Raw genomic sequence first — 26879 nt, 5'->3', positions numbered from 1 at the left:
ATGAGCGAAAAGCCAGAAACCGTCCGCGTGGTCGCCTGCCCGCAATGCGGCGCGCCGGTGCGCTGGGAAGCCGCGAGCCGCTACCGGCCGTTCTGTTCCGAGCGCTGCCGCCTGATCGACCTGGGGCAGTGGGCGGACGAAAGCTACCGGGTGCCCGCGTCGCCGCCGGACGGCGAGGACGCGCCGCAGTAAGGCGCACCATAGAAAAAGCGGAACCACAGGTTCCGCTTTTTTGTTTTGCAGTGTGCTCCGCTCAGCCTTGCGCGTACAGCGTGCTTTGCCCGAAGTAGCCCTTGATGCCGGCGAGCAGCGACTCGGCCATCCTGCGCTGGAAGGCCGGGTCGACCAGCTTCTTCTCTTCTTCCGGGTTGCTGATGAAGGCGGTCTCGACCAGGATCGACGGGATGTCCGGCGCCTTGAGCACCGCGAAGCCCGCCTGCTCGACACGCGGCTTGTGCAGGGTGTTCAGGTTGCCCATATGGCCGAGCACCGCCTTGCCGAGTTTCAGGCTGTCGTTGATGGTCGCCGTCTGCGTCAGGTCGAGCAGGGTGTGCGCGAGGTACTTGTCCTTGCCGCCGATGCGCACGCCGCCGATCAAGTCGGCGTCGTTCTGCGTCTTGGCGAGGAAGCGCGCGGCGGTCGAGGTGGCGCCCTTCTCGGACAGCGCGAACACCGACGAGCCGCGGGCGGTCGGCGTGGTGAACGCGTCGGCGTGGATCGAGATGAACAGGTCGGCGCCGAGCTTGCGCGCCTTGGCCACGCGCACGCCCAGCGGGATGAACACGTCTTCGTCGCGGGTCAGGTGCGCGCGCATATTGCGCTGGCTGTTGATCAGCTGGCGCAGTTCGCGCGCGATGCGCAGCACGACGTCCTTCTCGCGCACGCCGGACGGGCCGACCGCACCCGGGTCCTCGCCGCCGTGGCCGGGGTCGAGCACGATGGTGACCGGACGGTCGACGCCGGCCTTGCCCGGCTGCGGCTTCAGCTGCGGGCGCTCGTCGAGCTTGCCGCGGTTGTAGTCCTGCAACAGCGCGAGCAGCGGGTCGTCCTGCGGCTTGGCCGGGTAGAGGTCGACCACCAGCCGGTCGCGGAACTCGGCGACCGGGTTCAGCGTGAACACCTGTGGCGCGATCTCGGTCTTCAGTTCCAGCACCAGGCGCACGGTGTCCGGCGAGAACTGCGCGGCGCGCGCGCTCTTCACGAAGGGGTCGCCGCCGTTGATCAGCGTGCCGATGCCCTGCAGGGTCGCGTTCAGCTCGACCCCCTCGAGGTCGATCACCAGCCGGTCGGGGCTGGCGAGCGTGAACTGCTTGTACTTGAGCGGGCTGCTCGATTCGAGCGTCACCCGCGTGTAGGTGGACGAGGGCCAGATGCGCAGCGCGACGATTTGCGGCACCGCGGCAAAGCCCACCCTGCTCACCGCGAGCAGCCAGGTGGCCGCCGCGGCGCCGACCAGGCGGCGGCGGCTCAGCTTGAGAGTCTTGTCAGGCATTGTCTTCCCGTGTCGTCGTGGGCGGTCAGCCGGTAGCGGCGACCCTCGCCATCCACAGCCAGCGCGACGGTCAAATCCGGCGGCGGCAACAAGCCTTCAGCCTTGTCCGGCCACTCGACCAGACAGAGGCTGTGCGCGCCGAAAAGTTCGGCCAGTCCCGAGTCGTCCCACTCCTGCGGGTCGTTGAAGCGGTACAGGTCGAAGTGGTGGACCTCCAGACCGTCGAAGGCGTAGCTCTCGACCAGCGCGTACGTCGGGCTCTTCACGCGGCCGGCGTGGCCCAGGGCGCGCAAGAGGCCGCGCGTCAGCGTGGTCTTGCCGGCGCCCAGGTCGCCGTCGAGGTAGACGACCATGCCCGGCGTCAGGCTTCCGGCGAGTGCACCGCCCAGCGCGAGGGTGGCGGCTTCGTCGGCCAGAAGGCCGCTTGTGCTGCTGCTATCATCCATGGCCATGATCGAGTGTGGATTGCAAAACGTGGATTATCCAGAATTGGCCCGCCAAATCAAAGCGTGGGCGCTTGAGGCGGGCTTTGCCGGCGCGCGCATCAGCCGCGCGAGCCTGCCGGATGAGGCGAGGGCGGCGCTTGAGGCCTGGCTTGCCGATGGCTGCCACGGGCAGATGGACTACATGGCGCGCCACGGCACGCTCAGGCTTGACCCGGCGGGCCTGGTGCCCGGCGCGCTGTCGGTGGTTTCGCTCAGGATGGATTACTGGCCCGACGCGCGCGACGCGCACGCGGTGCTCGCCGACGGCGAGGCTGCGTATGTGTCGCGTTACGCGCTCGGCCGCGACTACCACAAGGTGCTGCGCAAGCGGCTGCAGGCGCTCGCCAGCCGCATCGAGGGCGAGGTCGGCGCCTACGGCTACCGGGTGTTCACCGACAGCGCGCCTTTGGCCGAGGTGTCATTTGCCGCGCAGGCGGGCCTGGGCTGGCGAGGCAAGCACACCTTGCTGCTCAACCGCGACGCAGGCTCGCTGTTTTTCCTCGGCGAGATCGTCACCGACCTGCCGCTGCCCGAGGACGCGGCCGAAGAAGGCCACTGCGGCCGCTGCACTCGCTGCATCGACGCGTGCCCGACCGGCGCCATCGTCGCGCCGTACCGGGTCGACGCGCGCCTGTGCATCTCCTACCTGACCATCGAACTCCCTGGCGCCATCCCCGAGGCGTTGCGGCCGCGCTTGGGCAACCGCGTGTACGGCTGCGACGACTGCCAGCTCTCGTGCCCGTGGAACCGCTTTGCCAGGCTGTCGGGCGAGGGGGATTTTGCAGTGCGGCATGGGCTCGACGCGGCGAGCCTTGCCGAGCTATTCGCGTGGAGCGAGGCGGACTTTCGCGAGCGCACCGCCGGCAGCCCGATCTGGCGGATCGGCTACCAGCGCTGGCTGCGCAACCTGGCGGTTGGCCTGGGGAACGCGCCGGCGACACCGGCGGTGTTGGCTGCGCTTGCGGCGCGGCGGAATGATGCGTCGGCGCTGGTGCGCGAACATGTTGAATGGGCGCTGGCGCGGCATGGCGCCGACGCCCGTTAGCGCTTATTCAGGCTTGGCCGGCGCGATCACCAGCGACTCGCCCTCGAGGATCAGCTTGCCGCTGACGAAGCACTCGGTGAGCAGCTTGACGCGGCGCTTGGCCGGGTCAAGCTCGGTGACGGTCGCACGCGCTGTCACCGTCTCGCCGATCTTGACCGGCGCCTTGAAGCGGGTCGATTGCGACAGATAAATGGTGCCGGGGCCAGGCAAGCGGGTGCCGAGCACGCAGGAAATCAGGCTGGCGCTGAGCATGCCGTGCGCGATGCGGCCGCCGAACATCGTCTGTTCAGCGTATTCCTGGTTGATGTGCACGGGGTTATCGTCGCCGGAGACGGCCGCGAACATCAGGATGTCGGCTTCGGTGATGGTCTTCGCGTATTCGGCAGAGTCGCCGATCCTGATGTCTTCAAAGTAGACGGTCATGCGCTTGCTCCCGTATTATGCAGTTGAAATGTTGCGGTGCATTGTACACGCAGGTGACGTGTGTCAGGGGAGCGTCCGTGCACGCGGGTCTGGACATTTGCATTTTTGCGACGTCATAATCGGTCAAACGATCGTTTGAACGATCGTCGACGCCGGCCCGCCCCTGCGCTGGCGGCAACATGCCTCTTCACCAGGGTTTGATCAATCTGTTTCGGGCTCTTTAGAGCTGGAGGAATATGAAAGTTCTAGTCGCTGTGAAACGCGTTGTGGATTACAACGTGAAGGTCCGGGCCAAGGCTGACGGCACCGGTGTCGACATCGCCAACGCCAAGATGTCGATGAACCCGTTCGACGAGATCGCCGTGGAAGAGGCGGTCCGCCTGAAGGAAGCCGGCAAGGCGAGCGAGATCGTCGTGGTGTCGATGGGCGTCAAGCAGTGCGAAGAGACCCTGCGCACCGCGCTGGCGATGGGCGCCGACCGCGCCATCCTGGTCGAGACCGAAGCCGAACTGCAGCCGCTGGCCGTCGCCAAGCTGCTCAAGGAAATCGCCGTCAAGGAAGCGCCGCAGCTGATGATCCTCGGCAAGCAGGCGATCGACGACGATGCCAACCAGACCGGCCAGATGGTCGCCGCGCTGTTGGGCTGGGGCCAGGGCACCTTCGCCTCCAAGGTCGACCTCGCCGCCGAGACCGTGAACGTCACCCGCGAGATCGACGGCGGCCTCGAGACCCTCAAGCTCGCGCTCCCGGCGGTGGTCACCACCGACCTGCGCCTGAACGAGCCGCGCTACGTCAAGCTGCCGAACATCATGGCTGCCAAGAAGAAGCCGCTGGACAAGACCACGCCGGCCGATCTGGGCGTCGACGTCACCCCGCGCCTGACCACGCTGAAAGTCGCCGAGCCGGCCAAGCGCAGCGCCGGCATCAAGGTCGCCAACGCCGCCGAACTCGTCGCCAAACTCAAAACGGAAGCAAAGGTGCTGTAAGCCATGGCCATCCTCGTTATCGCTGAACACGACAACCAGAGCCTGAAGACAGGCACCCTGAACACCGTGACCGCCGCAGCCAAGCTCGGCGGCGACATCCATGTGCTGGTCGCAGGCAGCGGCTGCGCGGCTGCCGCCGAGGCCGCCCGCGCCGTCGCCGGCGTCACCAAGGTGCTCATCGCCGACGCGCCGCAGTACGCGCACGGCCTCGCCGAGAACCTCGCCCCGCTGGCGGTTGACCTCGCCAAGGCTTACAGCCATGTGCTCGCGCCGGCGTCCTCGTTCGGCAAGAACCTGCTGCCGCGCGTCGCAGCCTTGCTCGACGTCGCGCAGATCTCCGAGATCTCCGCCATCGAGTCGGCCGACACCTTCGTGCGCCCGATCTACGCGGGCAACGTGCTGGCCACCGTCCAGTCGGCCGACCCGATCAAGGTGATCACCGTGCGCACCACCGCGTTCGAAGCGGCGGCTAACGGCGGTTCGGCTGAGCTTCAGAGCGTTGCCGCGGGCACGGACGCTGGCGTGTCGACCTTCGTCGGCGCCGAGCTGACTAAGTCCGACCGTCCGGAACTGGGCGCGGCCAAGATCGTCGTCTCCGGCGGCCGTGCGCTGGGTTCCGACGCGCAGTTCAAGGCCGTGATCGAGCCCTTGGCCGACAAGCTGGGCGCCGCCGTCGGCGCGTCGCGTGCGGCGGTCGACGCCGGCTACGCGCCGAACGACTACCAGGTCGGCCAGACCGGCAAGGTCGTCGCGCCGCAGCTCTACGTCGCGGTCGGCATCTCCGGCGCGATCCAGCACCTGGCGGGCATGAAGGACTCCAAGGTGATCGTCGCGATCAACAAGGACGAAGAAGCGCCGATCTTCCAGGTGGCCGACTACGGCATCGTCGGTGACCTGTTCACCGTCGTGCCCGAACTGGTCGCCGAGCTGTCGAAGTAAGCGTCACCACAGGACGAGGCCGGCCACAGACGCCGGCCCGCACAGAAGAACGAACCGGCCGACGGTTCGCCCGGGAGACTGCGCCGCGTATGCGGCGCCGGGCGGCGATGCGGCCGGTTTTTGCACATATCGAGACTGCAAGGAGAAATCATGATCTACAACGCTCCGGTCAAGGAAATCCGTTTTGCGCTGAACGAGCTGGCCGAACTGCCGGCGATCTGCTCGCTGCCGGGTTACGAGGACTGCTCGGTCGACCTGGTCGACGCCATCCTCGAGGAAGCCGCCAAGTTCGCCGAAGGCGTGCTCGCGCCGATCAACAAGCAGGGCGACCAGGGCGCCAAGTGGCACAGCGACTTCAGCGTCACCTCGGCGCCCGGCTTCAAGGACGCGTGGCTGCAGTACGTCGAGGCCGGCTGGCCCGGCCTGCGCGCGCCGGCCGACTTCGGCGGGCAGGGCATGCCGGCCTTGGTCGCGCTCGCCGCCGAAGAGATGTGGTGCTCGGCCAACCTCTCGTTCTCGCTCGCGCCGCTTCTGACGCTGGGTGCGGTCGAGGCGATCAACCACCACGCCAGTGAAGAGCTGAAGGCCGTCTACCTGCCGAAGATGTCGAGCGGCGAGTGGACCGGCACCATGAACCTGACCGAGCCGCAGGCCGGTTCCGACCTCGCGCAGGTGCGCTCGAGGGCTGTGCCGGTCGGCGACGGCAGCTACAAGGTCAGCGGCCAGAAGATCTTCATCACCTGGGGCGAGCACGACATGGCGGACAACATCGTCCACCTGGTGCTGGCGCGCCTGCCGGACGCGCCGGCCGGCGTGAAGGGGATCTCGCTGTTCATCGTGCCGAAGTTCCTGGTGAACGAAGACGGCAGCCTCGGCGCGCGCAACGACGTGCGCTGCGTGTCGCTCGAGCACAAGCTGGGCATCCACGGCAGTCCGACCGCGGTGATGAGCTTCGGCGACGAAGGCGGCGCCATCGGCTACCTGGTCGGCGAAGCCAACAAGGGCCTCGCCTACATGTTCACCATGATGAACCACGCGCGCCTGGGCGTCGGCGTCGAGGGCATGGCCGTGTCCGAGCGCGCCTACCAGAAGGCGGTCGAGTACGCGCGCGATCGCGTGCAAAGCCGCGCCGTCGGCTCGCCCGACGCATCCGGCGTCGCCATCATCCGGCACCCGGACGTGCGCCGCATGCTGATGACCATCCGCGCCGGTGTCGAGGCGCAGCGCGCGCTCGCCTGCGTCGCCGCCGCCGCGCTCGACCGCGCGAGCCGTCACCCGGTGGCGTCCGAAGCGGCCAGCAACCAGGCGCTGGTCAACTTCCTGATCCCGATCGTCAAGGGCTGGAACACCGAAGAAGCCAATAGCCTGACCAGCCTCGCGGTACAGGTGCACGGCGGCATGGGCTTCATCGAGGAGACCGGCGTCGCCCAGTACTACCGCGACGCGCGTATCACTGCGATCTACGAAGGCACCACCGGCATCCACGGCCTCGATTTGATCGGCCGCAAGACTTTCTCCGAGGGCGGCGCCACCGCGCGCGCACTCTTGGAAGAAGCCAAACTGACCGCTGGCAAGCTCGCCGCCGCCGGCTTCGCCTCGTTCGCCGCCAACCTGGAAGCCGCCGTCGCCGACGCCGGCCGCTGTGTCGACTACATCCTCGCCACCTTCAAGGAGCAGCCGCAACTGGCGGCCGCCGGTTCGGTGCCCTTCCTCAAGCTGATGGGCATCGTGCTCGGCGGCTGGCAGATGGGCCGCGCCGCGTTGATCGCGCAAGCGAAGCAGGGTGAAGACGGCGCCGACGCCGACTTCTACACCGCCAAGCTCGCGACCTGCCGCTTCTACGGTGAGCACTACCTGCCGCAGGTGTCGGGCCTGGCCGCCGCCGTGGTCGACGGCGCCGGCAGCGTGCTGGACATGCCGGAAGCGCTGTTCTGATCGCTACGCTTGTAAAGAAAAACGCCACGGCTTGCCGTGGCGTTTTTGTTGGCAGGCCCGGTTGGCTGGCAGAACCATGCCGCCCTGGCCGGGGGTCAGACGCCGATCACGCCGCCATCGGTTCGGGTCACCACCACGGTAGCCGAACGCGGGCGGGCCGTGGCGGCGCGGTCCGTCTGGCTGGCCGGCCAGGCGCTGCTAGGCGTTGCCAGCGAGCCGTCTTCGCCTGGGTGCTGCACGTTGAAGAACAGCGTCTTGGCGTCCGGCGTGACCGCGATGCCGGTGATCTCGCAATCCTTGGGGCCGACTAGGAAGCGGCGCACGGTACCGGCCGTCGCGCTGGCGCCCTTGAGGGTGGCGGTGCCGCCAGCCGCGGTGACCTTGCCGCCGTCGCCGACCTTGCCCGGCACGGCGGCCAGCATCATGCAGTTGGTCACGTCGGTGTACGCGCCGTCGTCGGTCTGGATCCACAGCATGCCGCGCTTGTCGAAGTACAGGCCGTCCGGGCTGGAGAAGTCGTTGACGTTGGTCAGGCCGGACAGGTTGACGTCGGCCGCCGCGTCGGCCTGCGCGCCGAACAGGTAGATGTCCCAGGCGAAGGCGGTGGCGGCGCCGCTATTGCCCGCCTCGCGCCAGCGGATGATATGGCCGTTGGGGTTGCCCTTCTGCGAAGTCGTGCCCTTCATGTCCTCGTAGTAGCGCGGGTTGGCGGCGTCCGGCTTGAGCTGGCTGGTGTTGGGGGCGGGCGTGGCGGTGGCGGCGATGCGGTTGCTGTTGTTGGTGAGGGTCATGTAGACCTCGCCGTTCACCGGATTCACCGCGCCCCACTCCGGGCGGTCCATCTTGGTCGCGCCAAGGAAGTCCGCGGCCAGCCGGCAGTGCGTCACCACGTCGGCCTGGTCGGCGAAGGGGTAGAGGGTGTTGCTGGCGTCCAGGCCGTTCTTGTTGTGGGTCAGCTCCAGCCACTGGCCGGTGCCGTCGGCGTTGAACTTCGCGACGAACAGGGTGCCCTCGTCAAGATACTTGGCCCCGGCGGCCAGGCCGCCGTTGACGTCCTTGGCGTCCCATAGCGCCTTGGAGACGAACTTGTAGATGTATTCGTTGCGCGCGTCATCGCCCGAATAGATCACTATGGGCTGGCCGGCCACCGCCGGTGCGGGCCACGCACCTTCGTGGTTGAAGCGGCCGAGTGCCGTGCGCTTCACCGGCGTGGAATCGGGTGCGAACGGGTCGATCTCGACCACCCAGCCGAAGGTGTTGATGGTGTTGCGGTAGTCTTCCTGCGGAGAGTTTCCGGTGACCGAAGACGTCCAGCGGGCGAACAGGTCGTCAGGGCCGGCGGTATCCCAGGCGTAGCGCGATAGGGTGTTTTGCTTGAGACCGTAACGATTGAGCGCGATTACCTCCTTCGGATCTAGGCGCTTGGCGTCGTCCCCATTTGCCCGGCTGATTACGTTGAGAAAGTTTTCCTCGCAGGTGAGGTAGGTACCCCAGGGAGTGTAGCCGTTGGCACAGTTGTTGTTGGTGCCGCGGGTCTTCTGGCCGTCGGTCGAGAACTTGGTGCGCACCAGAGTGCTGCCCTTGACCGGGCCGCCGAACACCATCTCGGTCGCCGAGGTGACACGGCGGTTGTAGCGCGAGTTGCGCACCATGGCCATCTCGTTGCCGCTGGTACCGCGCTTGACCTCGCAGACGCTGACGCCGTGGGCGTAGATCTCCTTTTCAACTTCAGCTGCGATGCGGGGGGTGCCGGCTGTTTTGCCGTTGGGGTGCAGCACGAATGGGCTGACTACATACTCGTGGTTGACGGCGAGCAGGCCGCGGTCGGAACGCTCGGCCTGGTATTTGCCGTCGTCCGAGAGGCCGAAGTAGTACATGCCGTCGTGGCCGTCGCCGATGCGGCGGTTGTACGAATCGGCGCTTTCGCTGCCGTCGCCTTTCCAGGCCGGGTCGGTGAAGTGCAGCGGGTCGCCCAGCGCGTGCAGGACCGACACCCGGTAGCCCTCGGGCACCGAGACCAGGTCGAGCGTGTTCTTGGGGACGGGCTTGAAGCCGAGCGTCAGTTGCGTGGCGCCTCCCGCACCGCCGCCCGTACCCGCGCTGCTGCCACCGCTGCTGCCACCGCCGCCGCAGGCCGTCAGCCCGACGGTACCAAACATCATGGCGGTAGTCGCGCTCATCCCGCCCATCAGCGCCTGGCGGCGGTTCAGGCGGACGGTGAGCAGGTCGTTGATATGCGTATTGGCAGAGTGGTTGACGATCTCGTTGTCGTCGTAGGTGGACAGCTGGGTTTCGCCGGACTGCGGGTGCTTGCTCATCGGGTTCTCCATTATTGATCGGGTAAAACATTCGCATATTCATGCGTCTGTGTTGCCTGGCCGTGAAGGATTTGTGAACCCTGGGTGTCTGGCTTAGGGGGGCTTTGGGGGCATAGCCTGGCCGGCTTGCATGCAGGAGGGGGAGTAGCGCTTTGGTTTTGGTTCAGCCGTGATCTTTCAGGCCAGCTGTCGCCGGTTAGCCAACTTGGTGTTCTGCTTGAAATCCTGTTTTCCAGTATGATTATTTGTCATATTGTTTGTGTAGGCTTTTCAGTCTTGTCAGTCTTGTGCCAGGGCAGGCTAGGCGCCGATCTGACGGTGCTGCGCTCTTGCAGGATCCCTTTTATGAGCATTTCAACCCCGTTCGAACGCTGGCGTTTCGCGATGCCCGCCCGCTTGGCGCCAGCGCTGGCACACGCCTTGCCGTGGCTTTGTCTGCTAGCCTGCGCATTCTGGCTGGGGGGCAGTCTGTCCACACTGCTCGCGCCGCCGGGTGTGCGGGCGCTGGCGCTTACGCAGCCCGCGCCAGCTGCGGACGCCGGACGGGTGGCGGCGTTACACGCCTTTGGCGAGGTGCCAGCTGTACCGGTGCAAGGCACGACGGCCGGTGCATTGCGGCTGATCGGTGTCTATTCGTCGGGCAACGCGCAAACCGATTTCGCGCTGGTCGATGAGGGCGGGCAGGTCAGACCGTGGCGAGTCGGTCAGACCCTCGGCGGCGCTCAGTTGGTGCGGGTGTTGCCGCGCGCGGTGGTGCTGCGCGAGGGTGCGCTCGAGCGTGAACTGGCACTTGTCGGCGCTGTCGGCAATGCGCCGGAGGCTACTGCTCAACCGTCCGCCCCCGCTGCGGCAGTGCCTTCGTTACCTCCGGTCGCGGCTGCACCGGCTATTCCTGCGGCCGAGCCCGTAACGGGTGCCCAACCGGCGTCCGCTGCGGTCCCGCATAACTCGGATTAAATTATTTATGCGACTTGCCAAGCTTGCCGCCGCCTTCGTGCTGGCCTTCCAGATGTCGGCCCACGCCGCGCCTTCCGACCCGGTGATGCTCAACTTCGTCAACGCCGAGATTCCCGCCGTGGTGCAGGCGATCGGCGAGATCACCGGCAAGACCTTCGTGGTTGACCCGCGCGTCAAGGGTACGGTCAATATCGTGTCGGCCAAGCCGGTGCCGCGCGACCTCTCCTACCAGATCCTGCTCTCCAGCCTGCGCATGCAGGGCTTCGCCGCGGTCGAAGGGCCCGGTGGGGTGGTCAAGATCGTGCCGGAGGCCGACGCCAAGCTGCACGCGCGCTCGGGTAGCCCCCGGCGTACCGACGTCGACCGGCTGATCACCAAGGTGTTCGTGCTGAGAAACGCCAACGCCAACCAGCTGGTGCCGGTGCTGCGGCCCATCATCTCGCCGAACAACACGGTCAGCGCGATGCCGCAGGGCAACTCGGTGGTGGTGACCGACTACGCGGACAATATCCGCCGCATCGAGTCGATCATCGAGTCGGTCGAGAGCGCGGCCGGCGGCGACGTCGCCGTGCTGCCGGTGACTTTCGGCTCGGCGATCGAACTCTCTTCCATGCTCGGCAAGCTGATGCAGGCGCAGGGCGAGGGCGCGGGCAAGGTGACGCTGATCCCGGACGCGCGCGCCAACGTGATCCTCGTCCGCGCCGACACCCCCGGCGTGATGGGCAAGGTGAAAAGCCTACTGCGTCTGATCGACAAGCCAAGCCAGGCCGGCGGCAACGTGCGGGTGGTTTATTTGAAGAACGCCGAGGCGGTGCAGGTGGCCAAGGTGCTGCGCACCTTGCTCACCGGCGAGGGTGGCGGGCTGTCGGCCGGCAGCGGCAGTGCGAGCCAGCTTGCCTCTGCTTCGGTCAGCGGCGGCAGCAGCGGCAGCAGCAATAGCGGCGGAAACCTGACGCAGGGGGCGGCCAGCGGCGGCGGCAAGCCGGTGGCGCAGGACGACAGCGTCAGCGGCACCGGCGCGATGGTACAGGCCGACCCGGCCAACAACGCGCTGATCCTCAACGTGCCGGATGCGATGTACCAGAACCTGCGGGGGGTGATCGACCTGCTGGACAAGCGGCGCGCGCAGGTCTTCGTCGAGGCGCTGATCGTCGAGGTGTCGGCCGACCGCACGGTGGAACTTGGCGTGCAGTGGCAGGCGGCGGGCAAGAACGGCTTTGTCGGCACCAACTTCCCGAACCCGGGGCCGGGCATCCTCGGCACCGCGTTGTCGCCATCTCTGGGGAGTGACGCGCAAAGTACCGCGTTGGGCGCGCTGGCCAACTCGGCCGGCCTCAACATCGGCCTGATCGACGGCACCGTCAACATCCCCGGTATCGGCGAGATCCTCAATATCGGCGTGCTGGCGCGTGCGCTGGAGACGCAGGCCAAGGGCAACGTGCTGTCCAGCCCGACGCTGATGACGATGGACAACGAGCAGGCGACCATCGTGATCGGCCAGAACGTGCCCTTCCTGACCGGCCAGTACGCGAATACCGGCGGCAGCAACGGCGCGGCCAACCCGTTCCAGACCTTCGAGCGCAAGGATGTGGGCGTCAAGCTGCAACTGACGCCGCAGGTGTCCGAGGGCGGCATGATTCGCCTGAAGATCTTCCAGGAGGCGTCGTCGGTCGACCCGGCCTCCCTGACCAACCCGGCCGGGCTGATCACCAACACCCGTTCGATCGAGACCATGGTGTCGGTGCGCGACGGCAATATCGTCGCGCTGGGCGGGCTGATCCAGGAGACCGTCTCCAACGGCAACAGCCAGGTGCCGCTGTTGGGCGACATCCCCTTCATCGGCAACCTGTTCAAGTACAAGAACGAGACGCGCAAGAAGAGCAACCTGATGGTGTTCCTGAAACCCACGGTGCTGCGCGACGACGAGGGCGTGGTCACCCTGTCGAACAGCCGTTACGACTACCTGGTCGGCGAGAGCGCGCGCGTGCAGCGCGAGAAGCTGAGCCTAGACCCGGCGACCGCGCTGCAGGCGGTGCCCGCGGGCAGCCTGAAGGACGCGCTCGAGCGCGGCCGGCTGCTGCGGCAAAGCGCGCCGGTGCAGCCATGAGCGCGGCCGCGGCGCGCCCGCTGTTGCCGTACGTGTTCGCGCGCGCATTGCGCGTGCTGCTGGTGGAAGAGGACGACGCGCGGGTGCTGCTTGCCACCGCCGAGGCGACCCCTGCCGCGTGGGCCGAGGCGATGCGCGTCGGCGGCGCCCCCGCCCGTGTCGACACGCTGGACGCCGCCGCGTTCGACAAGCTGCTCGCCACGCTGTTCGCCGACGGGCGCAGCGTCGAGGTTGACGACATTGGCCAGGATATCGACATCAGCCAGATGATGGACTCGCTGCCGGCGGTGGAGGACCTGCTCGAGTCGGAAGACGACGCGCCCATCATCCGCATGATCAACGCGATCCTGACCCAGGCGCTACGCGAGCAGGCGTCCGACGTGCATATCGAGGCGTTCGAGGACCGTTCGCTGGTGCGCTTCCGGCTGGACGGCTCGCTGCGCGACGTTGCGGCGCCACACCGCGCGCTGCACGCGGCGCTGGTGTCGCGCATCAAGATCATGGCCGAGCTCGACATCGCCGAGAAGCGGGTGCCGCAGGACGGCCGCATCTCGCTGCGCATCGGCGGGCGGCCGGTCGACGTGCGGGTGTCGACGCTGCCGACCAGCTTCGGCGAGCGGGTGGTGATGCGTCTCTTGGACAAGGAAGCGACCCGGCTCGACCTCTCGACGCTGGGCATGGCCGACGACACGCTCGCCGAGGTCGACCGGCTGATCCACCAGCCGCACGGCATCGTGCTGGTGACCGGCCCCACCGGCTCGGGCAAGACCACCACCCTCTACGCGGCGCTGTCCCGGCTGGACGCCCGCCACGGCAACATCATGACGGTCGAGGACCCGGTCGAGTACCAGCTGGAGGGCGTCGGCCAGACCCAGGTCAACCCGAAGATCGACATGAGTTTTGCCAAGGCGCTGCGCGCGATCCTGCGCCAGGACCCGGACGTGGTGATGATCGGCGAGATCCGCGACCTGGAGACCGCGCAGATCGCGGTGCAGGCATCGCTGACGGGCCACCTGGTGCTGGCGACCCTGCACACCAACGACGCGCCCAGCGCGGTGACCCGCCTGGTCGACATGGGGACCGAGCCCTTCCTGCTCGCGTCCAGCCTGCTCGGGGTGATGGCGCAGCGTCTGGTGCGCCGGCTGTGCCCGGCGTGCAAGGCGCCGCACCCGGTGCCGCTGGAGGGTGAGCCCGGCGTCGTCCACTACCGGCCGGTCGGCTGCGCGGCGTGCGCCAAGAGCGGCTACCGCGGCCGGCTCGGCATTTACGAATTGATGCTGGTCGACGAGACCCTGCAGAAGATGATCCACGAGGGCGCCAGCGAGCACGCGCTGCGCGCGCACGCACAGGCGCGCGGCATGCGCTCGCTGCGCGAGGACGCGCTGCGTTGGGTGCGCGCGGGCGAGACCTCGCTGGAGGAGGTGTTGCGGGTGACCCGCGACTAGGGGACGCGATGGCTCTTTACCGTTACCTCGCGCTCGACACCGCCGGGCGTGAACAAAAAGGCAGCTTCGACGCGGATAGCGCGCGCGCGGCGCGTGCCCTGCTGCGCGAGCGCGGGCTGACGCCGTTGTCGCTCGACGAGGTGTCGGCCAAGGGCGGCAGCAGGGGGCGGCGTCTGCCGTCGGCCGAGTTGCTGCTGTTCACCCAACAGCTCTCCACCTTGCTCGCGGCCGGCTTGCCGCTCGAGCGCGCGCTGCAGGCGGTCGCCGAGCAGAGCGAACAGGCAGCGACCCGGCTTCTGGTCGGCGCCTTGCGCGCCGACATCGTCGAGGGCAAGAGCCTCGCGCAGGCGATGGGCGCGCAGCCGCAGGTGTTCTTCCCGCTTTATCTGAGCCTGGTGCGCGCCGGCGAGCAGAGCGGGCACCTGGCCGAGGTGATGGCGAGGCTCGCCGAATACCTGGAGCGCCGGCACGCGCTGACGCAGAAGGTGACGCTGGCGCTGGCCTACCCGGCGGTGGTGACGGTGGTCGCTGTGCTGGTGGTCGCCGGGCTGATGAGCTACGTGGTGCCGCAGGTGATCGGCGTGTTCGCGCAGACCAAGCAGACGCTGCCGCTGATCACCCGCCTGCTGATAGCCGCCAGCGACTTCACCCGCAACTGGGGCTGGCTCATCGCGCTGGCGCTGGTGGCGGCCGGGTTTGCCTGGCGCCAGGCGCTGCGCGGCACGGCGTTCCGCCGCGCGGTGCATGTGCGCCTGCTCGCGCTGCCGGTGATCGGCCGGCTGATGCGCGCGGTCAACACCGCGCGCATGGCGAGCACGCTGGCCATCCTGGCCGGCAGCGGCGTGCCGCTTCTCGCGGCGCTGGAGACGGCCGGCGGGCTGGTGACCCTGCTGCCGATGCGCGAGGCGCTGGAGGCGGCCGCCGCCAAGGTGCGCGAGGGCGTGCCGCTGTCGCGTGCGCTCGCCACCGGCCGCCAGTTCCCGCCGGTGCTGATCCAGCTGATCGGAAGTGGCGAACAAAGCGGCAAGCTGCCGGCCATGCTCGAGCGTGCGGCGCTCCAGCAGCAGGCCGAGGTCGAGCGGCGGCTGTCCGCCTTCACCGCCTTGCTCGAACCCCTGCTGATCCTGGTGATGGGCGGCGTCGTGCTGGCGATCGTGATGGCGATCATGCTGCCCATCATCGACATGAACCAGATGGTGCGCTAGGCACCCATAGAGATACACATCGGGAGACTTCAACATGGCAAGACGCAAGCAAAAGGGCTTCACCCTGATCGAAATCATGGTGGTGATCGTGATCCTCGGCATCCTGGGCGCGCTGGTGGTGCCCCGCTTGATGGGGCGGCCGGACGAGGCGCGCGCGGTCGCCGCCCGCCAGGACATCAACACGCTCGCGCAGGCGCTCAAGTTGTACCGGCTCGACAACGCGCGCTACCCGACCAGCGAGCAGGGGCTGTCCGCGCTGGTCAGCAAGCCGAGCTCGGGCCCGCAGCCGAAGAACTGGAAGCCCGGCGGCTACGTCGAGCGGCTGCCGGTCGACCCGTGGGGCAACCCCTACCAGTACGCGGCGCCGGGCACGCACGGCGAGATCGACATCTGGAGTCTGGGCGCCGACGGCGAGCCGGGCGGCGAGGGTGGTGACGCCGACGTCGGCAACTGGCAGCAGTAAGCGGCGATGGCGGCGAGCCGCGGCTTCACGCTGATCGAGCTGTTGGTGGTCATGCTGATCGTCGGCGTGCTCGCCACCACGGTCACGCTGAGCCTCGCGCCCGACAGCCGGCAGCAGGGGCAGGACGCCGCCGCGCGTTTCGCGCGGGTGCTCGAGCAGGGCGTCGACGTCGCGCAGCAGGGCACGCCGATGGCGCTGGTCTGGCAGGCCAACGGCTACCGCTTTACCGAATACGGCGCCGACGCACGCTGGCGGGCGCCCGCCGACGCCTTTTTTGCCGAGGGGCGCTGGCCGGACGGCGTGCGCGCCGAATCCGCGCGCGCGGACGGCGCGCCGTGGCCGGCGGGCGAGCCGCTGCTGCTCTGGCAGGACGGCGAGGCGACTCCGCTCGCGCTCACGCTGACCGACGGGCGCGTGCGCTGGCAGGTGGTGCTCAACCCGCTGGGTTTCGCCCGTGTCGAAGAAGCCGGCGTGGAGGCGGGGCCGTGAAGCGCACGCGAGGATTCACCCTGTTCGAGGTGCTGGTCGCGCTCGCCATCATGGCGATCGCGCTGACCGCGCTGTTGCGCGCCTCGGCGCTGGCCGCCGACAACAGCGAGCGGCTACGCCTCTCCATGCTGGCGAGCTGGGAAGCGCAGAACCGCATCGAGACGATGAAGGCGCTGGGCGAGTGGCCCGATATCGGCGGCACGAGTGGCGAGGTGGTGCTGGTCGACGGCTCGCCGGCGCTGCGCTGGCAGCGCGACGTCAGCGACACGCCGAACCCGGGCTTCAGGCGGGTCGTCGTGCGCATCCTCGCCGCGGGGCCCGAGCCTTACGCGCTCGCCGAGCTGACCGGTTTCGTGAGGCGGCCGCGATGAGGCGCGCGCGCGGCATGACCCTGGTCGAGATCCTGGTCGCGATGAGCCTGCTCGCGATCCTCTCGGCGATGGGCTACAAGGCGTTTTCCGCGCTGATGCTCTCGCGCGAGCAGCTCACCGCCTACTCGGCGCGCTGGACCGACCTAGCGCGGGTATTCCACCGCGTCGAGACCGACGTCGCCGCGCTGCCGACGGCGGCTCAGGCGGCTGCCGTGCCGCCCCCCACGGCTAAGCTCGCCGACACGCTGACGCTGGAGGAGACGGCCGACGGTGCGCAGCGGCTAGTGCTGTCTGCCTACGGCAACAAGAGCCCGTCAGGCCGCATCGAGCGCGTCTACCTCGCCGACGGCGAGGGGTTGTCCTGGCAGAGCCGGCCGCTGGGTTTCGCGCGCGAGGCCGTGCCCGAGACCTACCCGCTCTTAGGCGGCGACACGCGCGCGCGCTTTGCCGTGCTGTTTGCCGGCAACCGCGAGAGCCCGCGCTGGCCGGTGGACGGCGTGCCGCCTGGCGACGCGCGCGCACTGGTGATGACGGTCACCCTGCCTGGCGGGCAGACAGTGCGCCGGATCTGGAGCCTGCCATGAGGCGCGAGCGCGGCATGGCGGTGGTGATGGCGCTCCTGGTCGTCGCGATGGCGGCGACGGCAGCGGCCGTAGTGCTCTGGCAGCAGGGCTTGTGGCTGCGCCAGGTCGAGGCCGACCGCTCGAACGCGCAGGCGAATCTGGTCGCCGACGGCGGCATAGGCTGGGCGATCGAGGTGCTGCGTTACGACGGCGAGACGACCGGCACCGACACGCTAGCCGAGTTGTGGGCGCAACCCTTGCCCAGGACCGACGCGCAGGGCGTCGCCGTCAGTGGACAGTTGGCCGACGCGCAGGGGCGCTTCAACCTGAACAACCTGGTGCAGAACGGGCAGGGGGTGCCGGCGCAGCTCTCGCTCTACCGGCGGCTGCTGACCGAGTTGCAACTGCCGGTGTCGCTTGCCGACGCGCTGGCTGACTACCTGGACGCCGACGACGAGGCGCGTGCAGGCAGCGCCGAGTCGGCGTGGTACCTGACGCAGCCGCGCCCTTACCAGAGCGCGAACGCGCCGCTTGTGCGGCTGGGGCAACTCGCGTGGGTCAAGGGCTACACGCCCGGGGTGATCGCCACGCTCGCGCCGCACGTGTCGGTGCTGCCGGGCAGCGAGCCTGTCGCGGTCAACGTGAACACCGCGACCGAGCCTTTGCTTCGCGCGCTCATCGAGGGCGCGCGCGGCGGCGCCCTGCAGGGGCTGATCAGCCAGCGCGTCGACAACCCGTTCGCCGACGTGGCGGACTTCAAGGCGCGGCTGCCCGCCGACGCGCGGGTGGCCGACGGCGTGCCTATCGGCGTCGCCAGCAAGTACTTCCTGTTGGCAAGCCGCGTCGAGCGCGCGCCGATCAACAGGGCGGTGTCGGCACTGATCGTGCGCGACAGCCGGGATACGCGTCTTATGTGGCGCAGCGACGGCGAACTCGCGCCGCCGCCGCCCGCGGACGGAGAGAAAGAATGAGCATCCTGAGACTGATGTACCGGCCGGCCTGGCCGGACAGCGAGACGGCGCTCCCTTGGGTGCTGCTGGGCGAGCGCGGCGAGCGGCTCGACGGCGGCGACGACGAGCCGGCCGCGTGGCCGCGCACCGGCGAGACCGAACTGGTGCTGCCGGCGGGGCGGACGGTGTTCCTGCGCGCCGCGCTGCCCAGGGCCTCGCGCGAGCGCATGCAGGCGGCGGCCGGCTACGCGCTGGAAGAGCGCCTCGCCAACGACGTGCAGGCCAACCTGTATGCGCTGGGGCCGGCCGACGGTGGCGAGCATGTGGTCGCGGTGACCGAGGCGTTCGGCGTGCGCCGCGCGGTGGCCATGCTGCGCAGCCTCGGGCGTACGCCCGACCGCATCGTCCCCGAGGAGACGCTTGGCTCGGCGACCGAGGGCTGGCAGCTTGCCGCGGCGGCGGACGGCGGGCGCATCGCGCGCCAAGGCGAGGTCGGCGCGTGGTATCTGCCCGCGGGCGCCGCGGGCGACGCGCTGTGGGCGCGCCTGCAGGCGTGCGACGGTGCGCCCGGGGCGGCGCCATCCGTGGCGGCCGCGGGGTGGGTGTCGGGCCGCGCCGCGTCCGCGTACGACTTCGCGCACGGCGAACTGGCCGCCGGGCGCTGGTGGCGGACCTGGGGGCCGGCGCTGCGGGGCAGTGGCCTGGTGCTCGCGCTGTTCGCCGCCTTGCAACTGGCGCTGCTGCTGGGCGAGGCGGGCTACCTTGCCTGGCGCAAGCAGCAGCTCACCACCGAAATCAAGGCGCTGGCCGTGCCGCTGGCCGGTAGCCAGGCCGTGCCCGGCAACAGCGCCTTGCCGATGTTGCGTGCGCTCGACCGCTTGCGCGCCGAGCGCGGCCAGCCGGCCAGGCTGGACGGCACCGCCCTGCTCGCCCGCCTGGGCGAGGTCGCCGGCAGCACGCTCGCGCTACAGCAATTGAACATCGAAGACGGGCGCGTGGTGCTGCGCGCAGCGCAAGTGCCGGACGAGACCTTCGCGCGCTGGCGCTCGCAGCTGGCGAGGCAGGGCGTCGCGCTGTCGCGGCGCGCCGGCGAGGGTGGCGCGCAGGAATGGGTATTGGCGGGGGAGCCATGATGGGACGTTGGCAACAATGGCAAAAGGCGCTGCAGTCGCGTTACCGGGCGCTGAGCCGGCGCGAGCAGTGGCTGGTCGGCACCGCCGCCGTCCTGCTGCTGGTCGGCGTGTTCGACCTTGCGGTGTGGTCGCCGGCGAGCGCCTACGTCGAGAATAATCGCGGGCGCGTCGCGCGGCTGGACGCCGAACTGACGCTCGCGCGCACGCTGTCGGACGAGGCCGCGCGCCTCAAGCGCACCCCGGTGGTGGCCGCGCTGCCGGCGGCCGAACTGGAGCCCTTGGTGACGCGCACGCTGACGGGCAAGCTCTCGGGCAACTGGCAGTTGAGCCGCGAGGGCGAGGAGGGCGTGCGCATCAGCGGCGAGGTGCCGTTCGACGAGTGGATGCGCGTCAGCGGCGAACTTGCGCTCGCGCAGGTGCGGGTGGTGCGGCTGGACGCCACCGCGACCGGCACCCCGGGCATGGTCCGCCTTGACGCGGTACTCGTCCACGCGGGGGGACAGGCATGAGGCGGCTAGGGCAGGCGGCGCTGGTGGCCTTGCTGCTGGTGCTGGGCGTGCTCGCCGCGTGGCCGGCCAGTTGGCTCGACGTGCCGCTGTCGGCGGCGACCGGCGCGCGCTGGCGGCTCGCCGACGCCGAGGGCACGCTGTGGCGCGGCTCGGCGCAGCCGGTATTCGTCGGCGACGACGGCACGGTGCTGCCCGCCTCGCGCCTTGGCTGGAATTGGCAGGGCGCGGCGCTGTGGCAGGGGGCGCTGGCGTGGACGCTGGAGAGCGACGCGGGCGAGGGGCGCCTCTCGCTGCGGCCGGACGGCTGGCAGCTCGAGCGTTTTTCCGCCGCCGTGCCGGTGGGGGCGCTGACCGGATTGTCTGACACCTGGCGGGCCGCCCGGCTGGGCGGCGTGCTGGTGCTGAGCGTCGGGCGCTTTGGCCGGCAGGCAGACCGTTTTGACGGCGAGGCCACGCTAGAATGGCGCGGCGCGTCTTCGCCGCTGACCCGCATCCAGCCCTTCGGCAGCTACCGGCTCGCCGCGAGCGGCGCGGGCGAGCGCGTCGCCTTGCAGCTTGCCACGCTGGCAGGTCCGCTCGCCATCGACGGGCAGGGCAGCTGGCAACCTGGCCAGTTGCCGGACTTCGGCGGGCAGGCCACCAGCCCCGAAGCCGACTACCCGGCGCTCAAGCCGTTGATGCTGATGCTGGGCCTGCCGGACGGGCCGACCAGCGTACGCTGGCGCGCACGGGCCACAATTTGACGTTTGCATGTTGCGGCGCAGTGACGTCGCGGTTATCATGGCAAGGTTTGACCGAACGGGACAGGCGCCAAGGCGCCGGGTCCCGTTCGTCACAATAAGAATGACAAAGAATCAGCAACAATCAGGAGCTAACCAGTGCCTACCGTACCAGCGATTCTTGCCCTGGCAGACGGCACCGTCTTCCGCGGTGAAGCCATCGGCGCCACGGGCCACACCGTGGGCGAGGTGGTGTTCAACACCTCGATGACGGGCTATCAGGAAATCCTGACCGATCCGTCCTACACCAAACAGATCGTCACCCTGACCTATCCGCATATCGGGAACGTCGGCGCGAATCCGGAAGACTCCGAATCCCGCGCCGTTTTTGCATCCGGCCTGATCATCCGCGACCTGCCGCTCACCCACAGCAACTTCCGCGCGACCTCGTCGCTGTCCGACTACCTGCGCGATAACGGCACCGTCGCCATCGCCGGCATCGACACCCGCCACCTGACGCGCATCCTGCGCGAGAAGGGCGCGCAGGGCGGCTGCATCATGGCCGGCGAGATCGACGAGGCGCACGCGCTGGAGATGGCGCGTGGCTTCGGCTCGATGGCCGGGCAGGACCTCGCGCAGGTGGTCAGCTGCCGCGAGCCCTACCCGTGGACCACTCGCGAATGGCGGCTGGGCGAGGGCTACACCGAGCAGCGCGAGCCGCGCTACCACGTCGTCGCCTACGACTTCGGCGTCAAGCACAACATCCTGCGCATGCTCGCCGAGCGCGGCTGCAAGCTGACCGTGGTGCCGGCCAAGACCCCGGCGCGCGACGTGCTCGCGCTCAATCCGCACGGCGTGTTCCTCTCCAACGGCCCGGGCGACCCGGAGCCTTGCACCTACGCGATCGACGCGATCGGCGAGCTGATGGCCGCGCGCGTGCCGCTGTTCGGCATCTGCCTGGGTCACCAGCTGCTGGGGCTCGCCGCCGGCGGCAAGACCAGCAAGATGAAGTTCGGCCACCACGGCGCGAACCACCCGGTGCAGGACCTGGATTCCGGCCGCGTGATGATCACCAGCCAGAACCACGGCTTCCAGGTCGACGAGGCGAGCCTGCCGGCCAATGTGCGCGTGACCCACCGCTCGCTGTTCGACGGCACGGTACAGGGCATCGCGCTGACCGACCGCCCGGCGTTCTCCTTCCAGGGCCACCCGGAAGCGAGCCCGGGGCCGCACGACGTCGCCTACCTGTTCGACCGCTTCATCGCGGCGATGGAAGCGCAGGGCTAAGCGGCCAACACAGGCAAGACAGGAGGCAAGCATGCTGGGCATCACCGATCCCTGGACCTATCTGATCGGCACGATCTTCATCATCCTGCTGCCGGGGCCGAACTCGCTCTACGTGCTGTCCGCCGCCGGGCAGCGCGGGGTGAGGGCGGGCTTCGCGGGGGCGCTTGGCGTGTTCGTCGGCGACGCGATCCTGATGCTGGCGGCCGCCGGCGGCGCCGCCGGCGTGCTCAAGGCGTGGCCGCTGCTCTTTACGGTGCTCAAGTACTCGGGCGGCGCCTACCTCGCGTGGATAGGTGTGCAGATGCTGATCGGCGCGTGGAAGAGCTTCTTCGCGCCGGCGCAGCCCGAGGCCGCCGCCGACGCGGCGTCCGTGCGCGTCGACGCGAAGAGCCCGTTCAGGCGCGCGCTGTCGATCAGCCTGATGAACCCCAAGGCCATCCTGTTCTTCCTGTCGTTTTTCGTGCAGTTCGTCGACCCGGCCTACCCGTACCCGGCGCTGACCTTCGCCGCGCTGGGCGCCATCTTGCAGGTGTGCAGCATGACTTACCTGACGGTCCTGATCCTGGCCGGCAGCCATCTGGCCGCCGCGTTCCGCGCGCGCCGCCGCCTGGCGTCGGTCGCCACGGGCGGGGTCGGCGCGATGTTCGTCGGATTCGGCGCCAAGCTCGCGTCCGCCGGACTCAACTAGACAGCAAACAACGAGAACACCATGCCGAAGCGTACAGACATCCATAGCATCCTCATCATCGGCGCCGGCCCCATCGTGATCGGGCAGGCGTGCGAATTCGACTACTCCGGCGCGCAGGCGTGCAAGGCGCTGCGCGAAGAGGGCTACCGCGTCATCCTGGTCAACTCCAACCCGGCGACCATCATGACCGACCCCAATATGGCGGACGTCACCTATATCGAGCCGATCTCCTGGCAGGTGGTGGAGAAGATCATCGCCAAGGAGCGCCCGGACGCGATCCTGCCGACCATGGGCGGGCAGACCGCGCTCAACTGCGCGCTCGACCTGGCGCGCGAGGGCGTGCTCGCCAAGTACGGCGTCGAGCTGATCGGCGCCACCGAAGACGCGATCGACAAGGCCGAGGACCGCGGCCGCTTCAAGGAGGCGATGGCCAAGATCGGCCTGTCCTGCCCGCTGTCCTTCGTCTGCCACACCATGGAAGCCTCGCTCGAGGCGCAGGCCAAGGTCGGCTTCCCGACGCTGATCCGCCCGTCGTTCACCATGGGCGGCTCCGGCGGCGGCATCGCGTACAACCGCGAGGAATTCATCGCCATCTGCGAGCGCGGTTTCGAGGCGAGCCCGACGCACGAACTCTTGATCGAGCAGTCGGTGCTCGGCTGGAAAGAGTACGAGATGGAAGTCGTGCGCGACCGCAACGACAACTGCATCATCATCTGCTCGATCGAGAACTTCGACCCGATGGGCGTGCACACCGGCGACTCGATCACCGTCGCGCCGGCGCAGACGCTGACCGACAAGGAATACCAGATCATGCGTAACGCGAGCCTGGCCGTGTTGCGCGAGATCGGCGTCGACACCGGCGGCTCCAACGTGCAGTTCGCGGTCAACCCGGACAACGGGCAGATGATCGTGATCGAGATGAACCCGCGGGTGTCGCGCTCGTCGGCGCTGGCGTCCAAGGCCACCGGCTTCCCGATCGCCAAGGTCGCGGCCAAGCTCGCCGTCGGCTACACGCTGGACGAACTGAAGAACGACATCACCGGCGGCGCGACCCCGGCCTCGTTCGAGCCGACCATCGACTACGTGGTCACCAAGATCCCGCGCTTCGCGTTCGAGAAGTTCCCGACCGCCGACGACCGCCTGACCACCCAGATGAAGTCGGTCGGCGAGGTGATGGCGATGGGCCGCACCCTGCAAGAATCGATGCAGAAGGCGCTGCGCGGGCTGGAGACCGGCCTGTCCGGCTTCGACGAGCAGACTCGCGACGAGGCGGCGATCCGCCACGAGCTGGGCACGCCCGGCCCCGAGCGCATCCTGTTTGTCGCCGACGCCTTCCGCATCGGTATGAGCCGCGACGAAGTGTTCGACGTCAGCAAGATCGACCCGTGGTTCCTCGCGCAGATCGAGGACATCGTCGGTGAAGAGGGCCAGCTTGCCGGCCGCCGCATCGAGTCGCTGACCGCGGCCGAGCTGCGCCGCCTCAAGCGCAAGGGCTTCTCCGACCGCCGCCTCGCGCAGCTGACCGGTTGCGACCAGGCGTCGGTGCGCACGCACCGCCACGCGCAGAACGTGCGCCCGGTGTACAAGCGCGTCGACACCTGCGCGGCCGAATTCTCGACCAACACCGCCTACATGTACTCGACCTACGAGGACGTGTGCGAGGCGGCGCCGTCCGACCGCAAGAAGGTGATGGTGCTGGGCGGCGGCCCCAACCGCATCGGCCAGGGCATCGAGTTCGACTACTGCTGCGTGCACGCGGCGCTGTCTCTTCGCGAGTCGGGCTTCGAGACCATCATGGTCAACTGCAACCCGGAGACGGTGTCGACCGACTACGACACCTCCGACCGCCTGTACTTTGAGCCACTGACGCTGGAAGACGTGCTGGAAGTCTGCCATGTCGAGAAGCCGTGGGGCGTGATCGTGCAGTACGGCGGGCAGACCCCGCTGAAACTCGCGCGCGCGCTGGAGGCCGCCGGCGTGCCCATCATCGGCACCAGCCCGGACATGATCGACGCCGCCGAAGACCGCGAGCGCTTCCAGCAGCTGCTGGAGCAGCTCGCGCTCAAGCAGCCGCCGAACCGCACCGCGCGCACCCCGGCCGACGCGATGCGTTTGGCCGAGGAGATCGGCTACCCCCTGGTGGTCCGCCCGTCCTACGTGCTGGGTGGCCGCGCGATGGAGATCGTGCACGAGCCGGCCGACCTCGAGCGCTACATGCGCGAGGCGGTCAAGGTGTCGAACGACAGCCCGGTGCTGCTCGACCGCTTCCTGAACGACGCGATCGAGGTCGACGTCGACTGCATCTCCGACGGCCACGACGTGGTGATCGGCGGCATCATGCAGCATATCGAGCAGGCCGGCGTCCACTCGGGCGACTCGGCGTGCTCCTTGCCGCCTTACAGCCTGTTCCCCGCCGTGCAGGACGAGATCCGCCGCCAGACCATCGCGATGGCGCGTGCGCTGAAAGTGGTCGGCCTGATGAACGTGCAGTTCGCGATCCAGGGCGAGACCATCTACGTGCTGGAAGTGAACCCGCGCGCGAGCCGTACCGTGCCCTTCGTCTCCAAGGTGACCGGCGCGCCGCTGGCCAAGATCGCCGCGCGCGCGATGGCCGGCATCACGCTCGCCGAGCAGGGCTTCACCGCCGAGGTGGTGCCGCCTTACTACGCGGTGAAGGAAGCGGTGTTCCCCTTCATCAAGTTCCCCGGCGTCGACACCATCTTGGGTCCCGAGATGAAGTCGACCGGCGAGGTGATGGGCGTGGGCAAGACCTTCGCCGAGGCCTTCGTGAAGAGCCAGCTCGCTGCCGGCGACCGCCTGCCGCGCACCGGCAAGGTGTTCCTGTCGCTGCGCGCGTCTGACAAGAACGGCGGCATCGAAGTGGCCCGCGAGCTGCAGCGCATGGGCTTTGGCGTGTGCGCGACCCGCGGCACCGCCCGCGCGCTGACCGAGGCGGGCATCGTCGTGCAGGCCGTCAACAAGGTTGCCGAGGGGCGGCCGCATATCGTCGACATGATCAAGAACGGCGAGATCGCGCTGGTGGTGAACACCGTCGACGAGAAGCGCCAGGCGATCCAGGACAGCCACTCGATCCGCCGCTCGGCCCTGCAGGCGCGCATCCCGCAGTACACGACGCTCGCCGGCGCCAAGGCGCTGTGCGTCGGCCTGCAGCAGAGCGACTTCGACGTCTACAGCGTGCAGGCCCTGCATGCCGAAGTGAACGCCTGAAGCCAGTCGGGCGCGCCGGCTATTGGTCGCGCCCGCGTTTTGCCGGTACAATCAGGCAAAAGCTGATCGCAAAAGCCGCCGTCTCACCCAGACGGCGGCTTGTGTTTTTATCGAGGGCGGCCGGGCCGTCCGCAGGAGACTCAAGCATGAATAAAGTCCCGCTGACCGTGCGTGGCGCGGAGCTGCTCAAGGACGAGCTGCAGAACCTCAAGAGCGTCGAGCGTCCAGACGTGATCGCCGCCATCGCCGAAGCGCGCTCGCACGGCGATTTGTCCGAAAACGCCGAATACGACGCGGCCAAGGAGCGCCAGGCCTTCGTCGAGGGCCGTATCGCCGAGCTCGAGGCCAAGCTGTCGAACGCGCAGGTGATCGACCCGACCACGCTGGACGCGGAGGGCCGCGTGGTGTTCGGCGCGACCGTCGAGCTGATGGACCTGGAGAGCGAAGACGAAGTCGTCTACCAGATCGTCGGCGACGACGAGGCCGACATCAAGGTCGGCAAGGTGTCGGTCAACTCGCCGATCGCGCGCGCGCTGATCGGCAAGGAAGCCGGCGACGTCGCCGAGGTGATGGCGCCGGGCGGCATCCGCGAATACGAAGTCCTCGACGTCAAGTACATCTGACCCGTCGCAAAGGATGAACACGCGCCCCGCCGGGCGCGTTTTGTTGTGCAAACGCAGCAGCAGGGAGGAGCATGGATCGCTTGCGCGCAGTGGCCCGCACGTTCTGGGTGGGCGGAATCTGGATGGTCGGCCTGATGGTCGCGCCGGTGCTGTTCGCGTCGCTTAACAAGGTGACGGCGGGGCTGATCGCCGGCAAGCTGTTCGCCAACCTCGCGTGGATCGGGCTGGTGTGCGGCGTGTTCCTCTTGGCCGACTACATCTGGCGCGTCGGCGCGCGCGGCGTGAAGGAGGGGACGTTCTGGCTGATCGCCGGCATGCTCTTGTGCACGGTGGTCAACCACTTCGCGGTCACCCCCATCATCGCCGAGCTGAAGCTGTCGATGAACCAGGCGGCCGAGGGCCTGTTCGGCGGCGGTTTCGCCACCTGGCACGCGATCTCCAGCCTGATCTACCTGGTGCAGAGCCTGCTGGCGCTCGTTTACGTGATGCGCCGCGACAGCTAGGCATTAAAAAAGGCGG

General features: G+C 68.6%; 26 protein-coding genes. 22 read left to right on the top strand and 4 right to left on the bottom strand.

Features of this window, described 5'->3' with window-relative positions:
- A complete protein-coding gene (gene yacG, locus E5K04_RS14345; protein ID WP_136555341.1) occupies positions 1-192 on the top strand; it encodes a DNA gyrase inhibitor YacG in 192 nt (63 codons plus the stop codon).
- Between the two features lie 61 nt (positions 193-253).
- Here the strand turns inward: yacG and E5K04_RS14340 are convergent, their stop codons facing one another.
- Both E5K04_RS14340 and tsaE read right to left on the bottom strand, forming a co-directional pair.
- On the bottom strand, positions 254-1492 hold the full coding sequence (locus tag E5K04_RS14340) for an N-acetylmuramoyl-L-alanine amidase (RefSeq protein WP_136555339.1): 1239 nt from the start codon (positions 1490-1492) through the stop codon (positions 254-256).
- Entirely contained in the window at positions 1468-1938 is a 471-nt protein-coding gene (tsaE, locus tag E5K04_RS14335; RefSeq protein WP_168929241.1) for a tRNA (adenosine(37)-N6)-threonylcarbamoyltransferase complex ATPase subunit type 1 TsaE, read from the bottom strand. Before tsaE ends, E5K04_RS14340 begins: the two co-directional genes overlap by 25 nt.
- Before the next feature lie 4 nt (positions 1939-1942).
- Here tsaE and queG point away from each other — a divergent pair, with 4 nt between their 5' ends.
- Positions 1943-3022 carry a tRNA epoxyqueuosine(34) reductase QueG gene (gene queG, locus E5K04_RS14330; protein ID WP_136555369.1) on the top strand — a complete coding sequence of 360 codons (1080 nt, stop codon included), beginning with the start codon at positions 1943-1945 and terminating at the stop codon, positions 3020-3022.
- A gap of 3 nt (positions 3023-3025) precedes the next feature.
- On the opposite strand, the gene E5K04_RS14325 is transcribed toward queG, so the two are convergent.
- Complete coding sequence (locus E5K04_RS14325; protein WP_136555335.1) at positions 3026-3445, bottom strand: MaoC family dehydratase; 420 nt, start codon at positions 3443-3445, stop codon at positions 3026-3028.
- 236 nt (positions 3446-3681) lie between these two features.
- Here E5K04_RS14325 and E5K04_RS14320 point away from each other — a divergent pair, with 236 nt between their 5' ends.
- From E5K04_RS14320 to E5K04_RS14310, 3 genes are all read left to right on the top strand, one after another.
- On the top strand, positions 3682-4431 hold the full coding sequence (locus E5K04_RS14320; RefSeq protein ID WP_136555333.1) for an electron transfer flavoprotein subunit beta/FixA family protein: 750 nt from the start codon (positions 3682-3684) through the stop codon (positions 4429-4431).
- Positions 4432-4434: 3 nt separating this feature from the next.
- A complete protein-coding gene (locus E5K04_RS14315) occupies positions 4435-5370 on the top strand; it encodes an electron transfer flavoprotein subunit alpha/FixB family protein (RefSeq protein WP_136555331.1) in 936 nt (311 codons plus the stop codon).
- Between the two features lie 150 nt (positions 5371-5520).
- Complete coding sequence (locus E5K04_RS14310) at positions 5521-7305, top strand: acyl-CoA dehydrogenase C-terminal domain-containing protein (RefSeq protein ID WP_136555329.1); 1785 nt, start codon at positions 5521-5523, stop codon at positions 7303-7305.
- Positions 7306-7400: 95 nt separating this feature from the next.
- On the opposite strand, the gene E5K04_RS14305 is transcribed toward E5K04_RS14310, so the two are convergent.
- Positions 7401-9623 carry a PhoX family protein gene (locus E5K04_RS14305; RefSeq protein WP_136555327.1) on the bottom strand — a complete coding sequence of 741 codons (2223 nt, stop codon included), beginning with the start codon at positions 9621-9623 and terminating at the stop codon, positions 7401-7403.
- Positions 9624-9968: 345 nt separating this feature from the next.
- Here E5K04_RS14305 and E5K04_RS14300 point away from each other — a divergent pair, with 345 nt between their 5' ends.
- From E5K04_RS14300 to E5K04_RS14220, 17 genes are all read left to right on the top strand, one after another.
- Positions 9969-10580: a type II secretion system protein N gene (locus E5K04_RS14300; protein WP_168929240.1), complete on the top strand. Its 612-nt coding sequence runs from the start codon at positions 9969-9971 to the stop codon at positions 10578-10580.
- 7 nt (positions 10581-10587) lie between these two features.
- The gene (gspD, locus tag E5K04_RS14295; RefSeq protein ID WP_136555323.1) at positions 10588-12687 is read left to right on the top strand and encodes a type II secretion system secretin GspD; all 2100 of its coding nucleotides are present in this window, start codon (positions 10588-10590) and stop codon (positions 12685-12687) included.
- Positions 12684-14132 (top strand): type II secretion system ATPase GspE, encoded by a 1449-nt coding sequence (gene gspE, locus E5K04_RS14290; protein ID WP_136555321.1) that lies wholly within the window; start codon positions 12684-12686, stop codon positions 14130-14132. Before gspD ends, gspE begins: the two co-directional genes overlap by 4 nt.
- 8 nt (positions 14133-14140) lie before the next feature.
- A complete protein-coding gene (gene gspF / locus E5K04_RS14285) occupies positions 14141-15337 on the top strand; it encodes a type II secretion system inner membrane protein GspF (RefSeq protein WP_136555319.1) in 1197 nt (398 codons plus the stop codon).
- 34 nt (positions 15338-15371) lie between these two features.
- Positions 15372-15800, top strand: coding sequence for a type II secretion system major pseudopilin GspG (gspG, locus tag E5K04_RS14280; protein WP_136555317.1), 429 nt, complete (start codon positions 15372-15374; stop codon positions 15798-15800).
- A gap of 6 nt (positions 15801-15806) precedes the next feature.
- Positions 15807-16289, top strand: a complete 483-nt coding sequence (locus tag E5K04_RS14275; protein ID WP_136555314.1) for a prepilin-type N-terminal cleavage/methylation domain-containing protein — start codon at positions 15807-15809, stop codon at positions 16287-16289.
- Positions 16286-16660, top strand: coding sequence for a type II secretion system minor pseudopilin GspI (gene gspI, locus E5K04_RS14270; RefSeq protein WP_136555312.1), 375 nt, complete (start codon positions 16286-16288; stop codon positions 16658-16660). Before E5K04_RS14275 ends, gspI begins: the two co-directional genes overlap by 4 nt.
- Positions 16657-17244: a prepilin-type N-terminal cleavage/methylation domain-containing protein gene (locus E5K04_RS14265; RefSeq protein WP_136555310.1), complete on the top strand. Its 588-nt coding sequence runs from the start codon at positions 16657-16659 to the stop codon at positions 17242-17244. The genes gspI and E5K04_RS14265 overlap by 4 nt, the downstream gene beginning before the upstream one ends.
- Entirely contained in the window at positions 17241-18194 is a 954-nt protein-coding gene (gene gspK / locus E5K04_RS14260; protein ID WP_136555308.1) for a type II secretion system minor pseudopilin GspK, read from the top strand. Before E5K04_RS14265 ends, gspK begins: the two co-directional genes overlap by 4 nt.
- Positions 18191-19306 carry a type II secretion system protein GspL gene (gene gspL / locus E5K04_RS14255; RefSeq protein WP_136555306.1) on the top strand — a complete coding sequence of 372 codons (1116 nt, stop codon included), beginning with the start codon at positions 18191-18193 and terminating at the stop codon, positions 19304-19306. Before gspK ends, gspL begins: the two co-directional genes overlap by 4 nt.
- Positions 19303-19815 (top strand): type II secretion system protein GspM, encoded by a 513-nt coding sequence (gene gspM, locus E5K04_RS14250; RefSeq protein WP_168929239.1) that lies wholly within the window; start codon positions 19303-19305, stop codon positions 19813-19815. The genes gspL and gspM overlap by 4 nt, the downstream gene beginning before the upstream one ends.
- Positions 19812-20558: a type II secretion system protein N gene (gene gspN, locus E5K04_RS14245; protein ID WP_136555302.1), complete on the top strand. Its 747-nt coding sequence runs from the start codon at positions 19812-19814 to the stop codon at positions 20556-20558. Before gspM ends, gspN begins: the two co-directional genes overlap by 4 nt.
- A 135-nt stretch (positions 20559-20693) precedes the next feature.
- Positions 20694-21821, top strand: a complete 1128-nt coding sequence (carA, locus tag E5K04_RS14240) for a glutamine-hydrolyzing carbamoyl-phosphate synthase small subunit (protein ID WP_136555300.1) — start codon at positions 20694-20696, stop codon at positions 21819-21821.
- A 31-nt stretch (positions 21822-21852) separates the two neighbouring features.
- The gene (gene leuE / locus E5K04_RS14235) at positions 21853-22509 is read left to right on the top strand and encodes a leucine efflux protein LeuE (protein WP_136555299.1); all 657 of its coding nucleotides are present in this window, start codon (positions 21853-21855) and stop codon (positions 22507-22509) included.
- Between the two features lie 21 nt (positions 22510-22530).
- Complete coding sequence (gene carB, locus E5K04_RS14230; RefSeq protein ID WP_136555297.1) at positions 22531-25737, top strand: carbamoyl-phosphate synthase large subunit; 3207 nt, start codon at positions 22531-22533, stop codon at positions 25735-25737.
- 146 nt (positions 25738-25883) lie between these two features.
- The gene (gene greA / locus E5K04_RS14225) at positions 25884-26360 is read left to right on the top strand and encodes a transcription elongation factor GreA (RefSeq protein ID WP_136555295.1); all 477 of its coding nucleotides are present in this window, start codon (positions 25884-25886) and stop codon (positions 26358-26360) included.
- 71 nt (positions 26361-26431) lie between these two features.
- Complete coding sequence (locus tag E5K04_RS14220) at positions 26432-26863, top strand: DUF4149 domain-containing protein (protein WP_136555293.1); 432 nt, start codon at positions 26432-26434, stop codon at positions 26861-26863.
- The last annotated feature ends 16 nt before the right edge of the window (positions 26864-26879 follow it).

It is taken from the genome of Crenobacter intestini (genome assembly GCF_004919095.1).
Taxonomy (GTDB): Bacteria; Pseudomonadota; Gammaproteobacteria; order Burkholderiales; family Chromobacteriaceae; genus Craterilacuibacter; species Craterilacuibacter intestini.
This window is presented reverse-complemented; position numbering and strand designations above follow the sequence as displayed.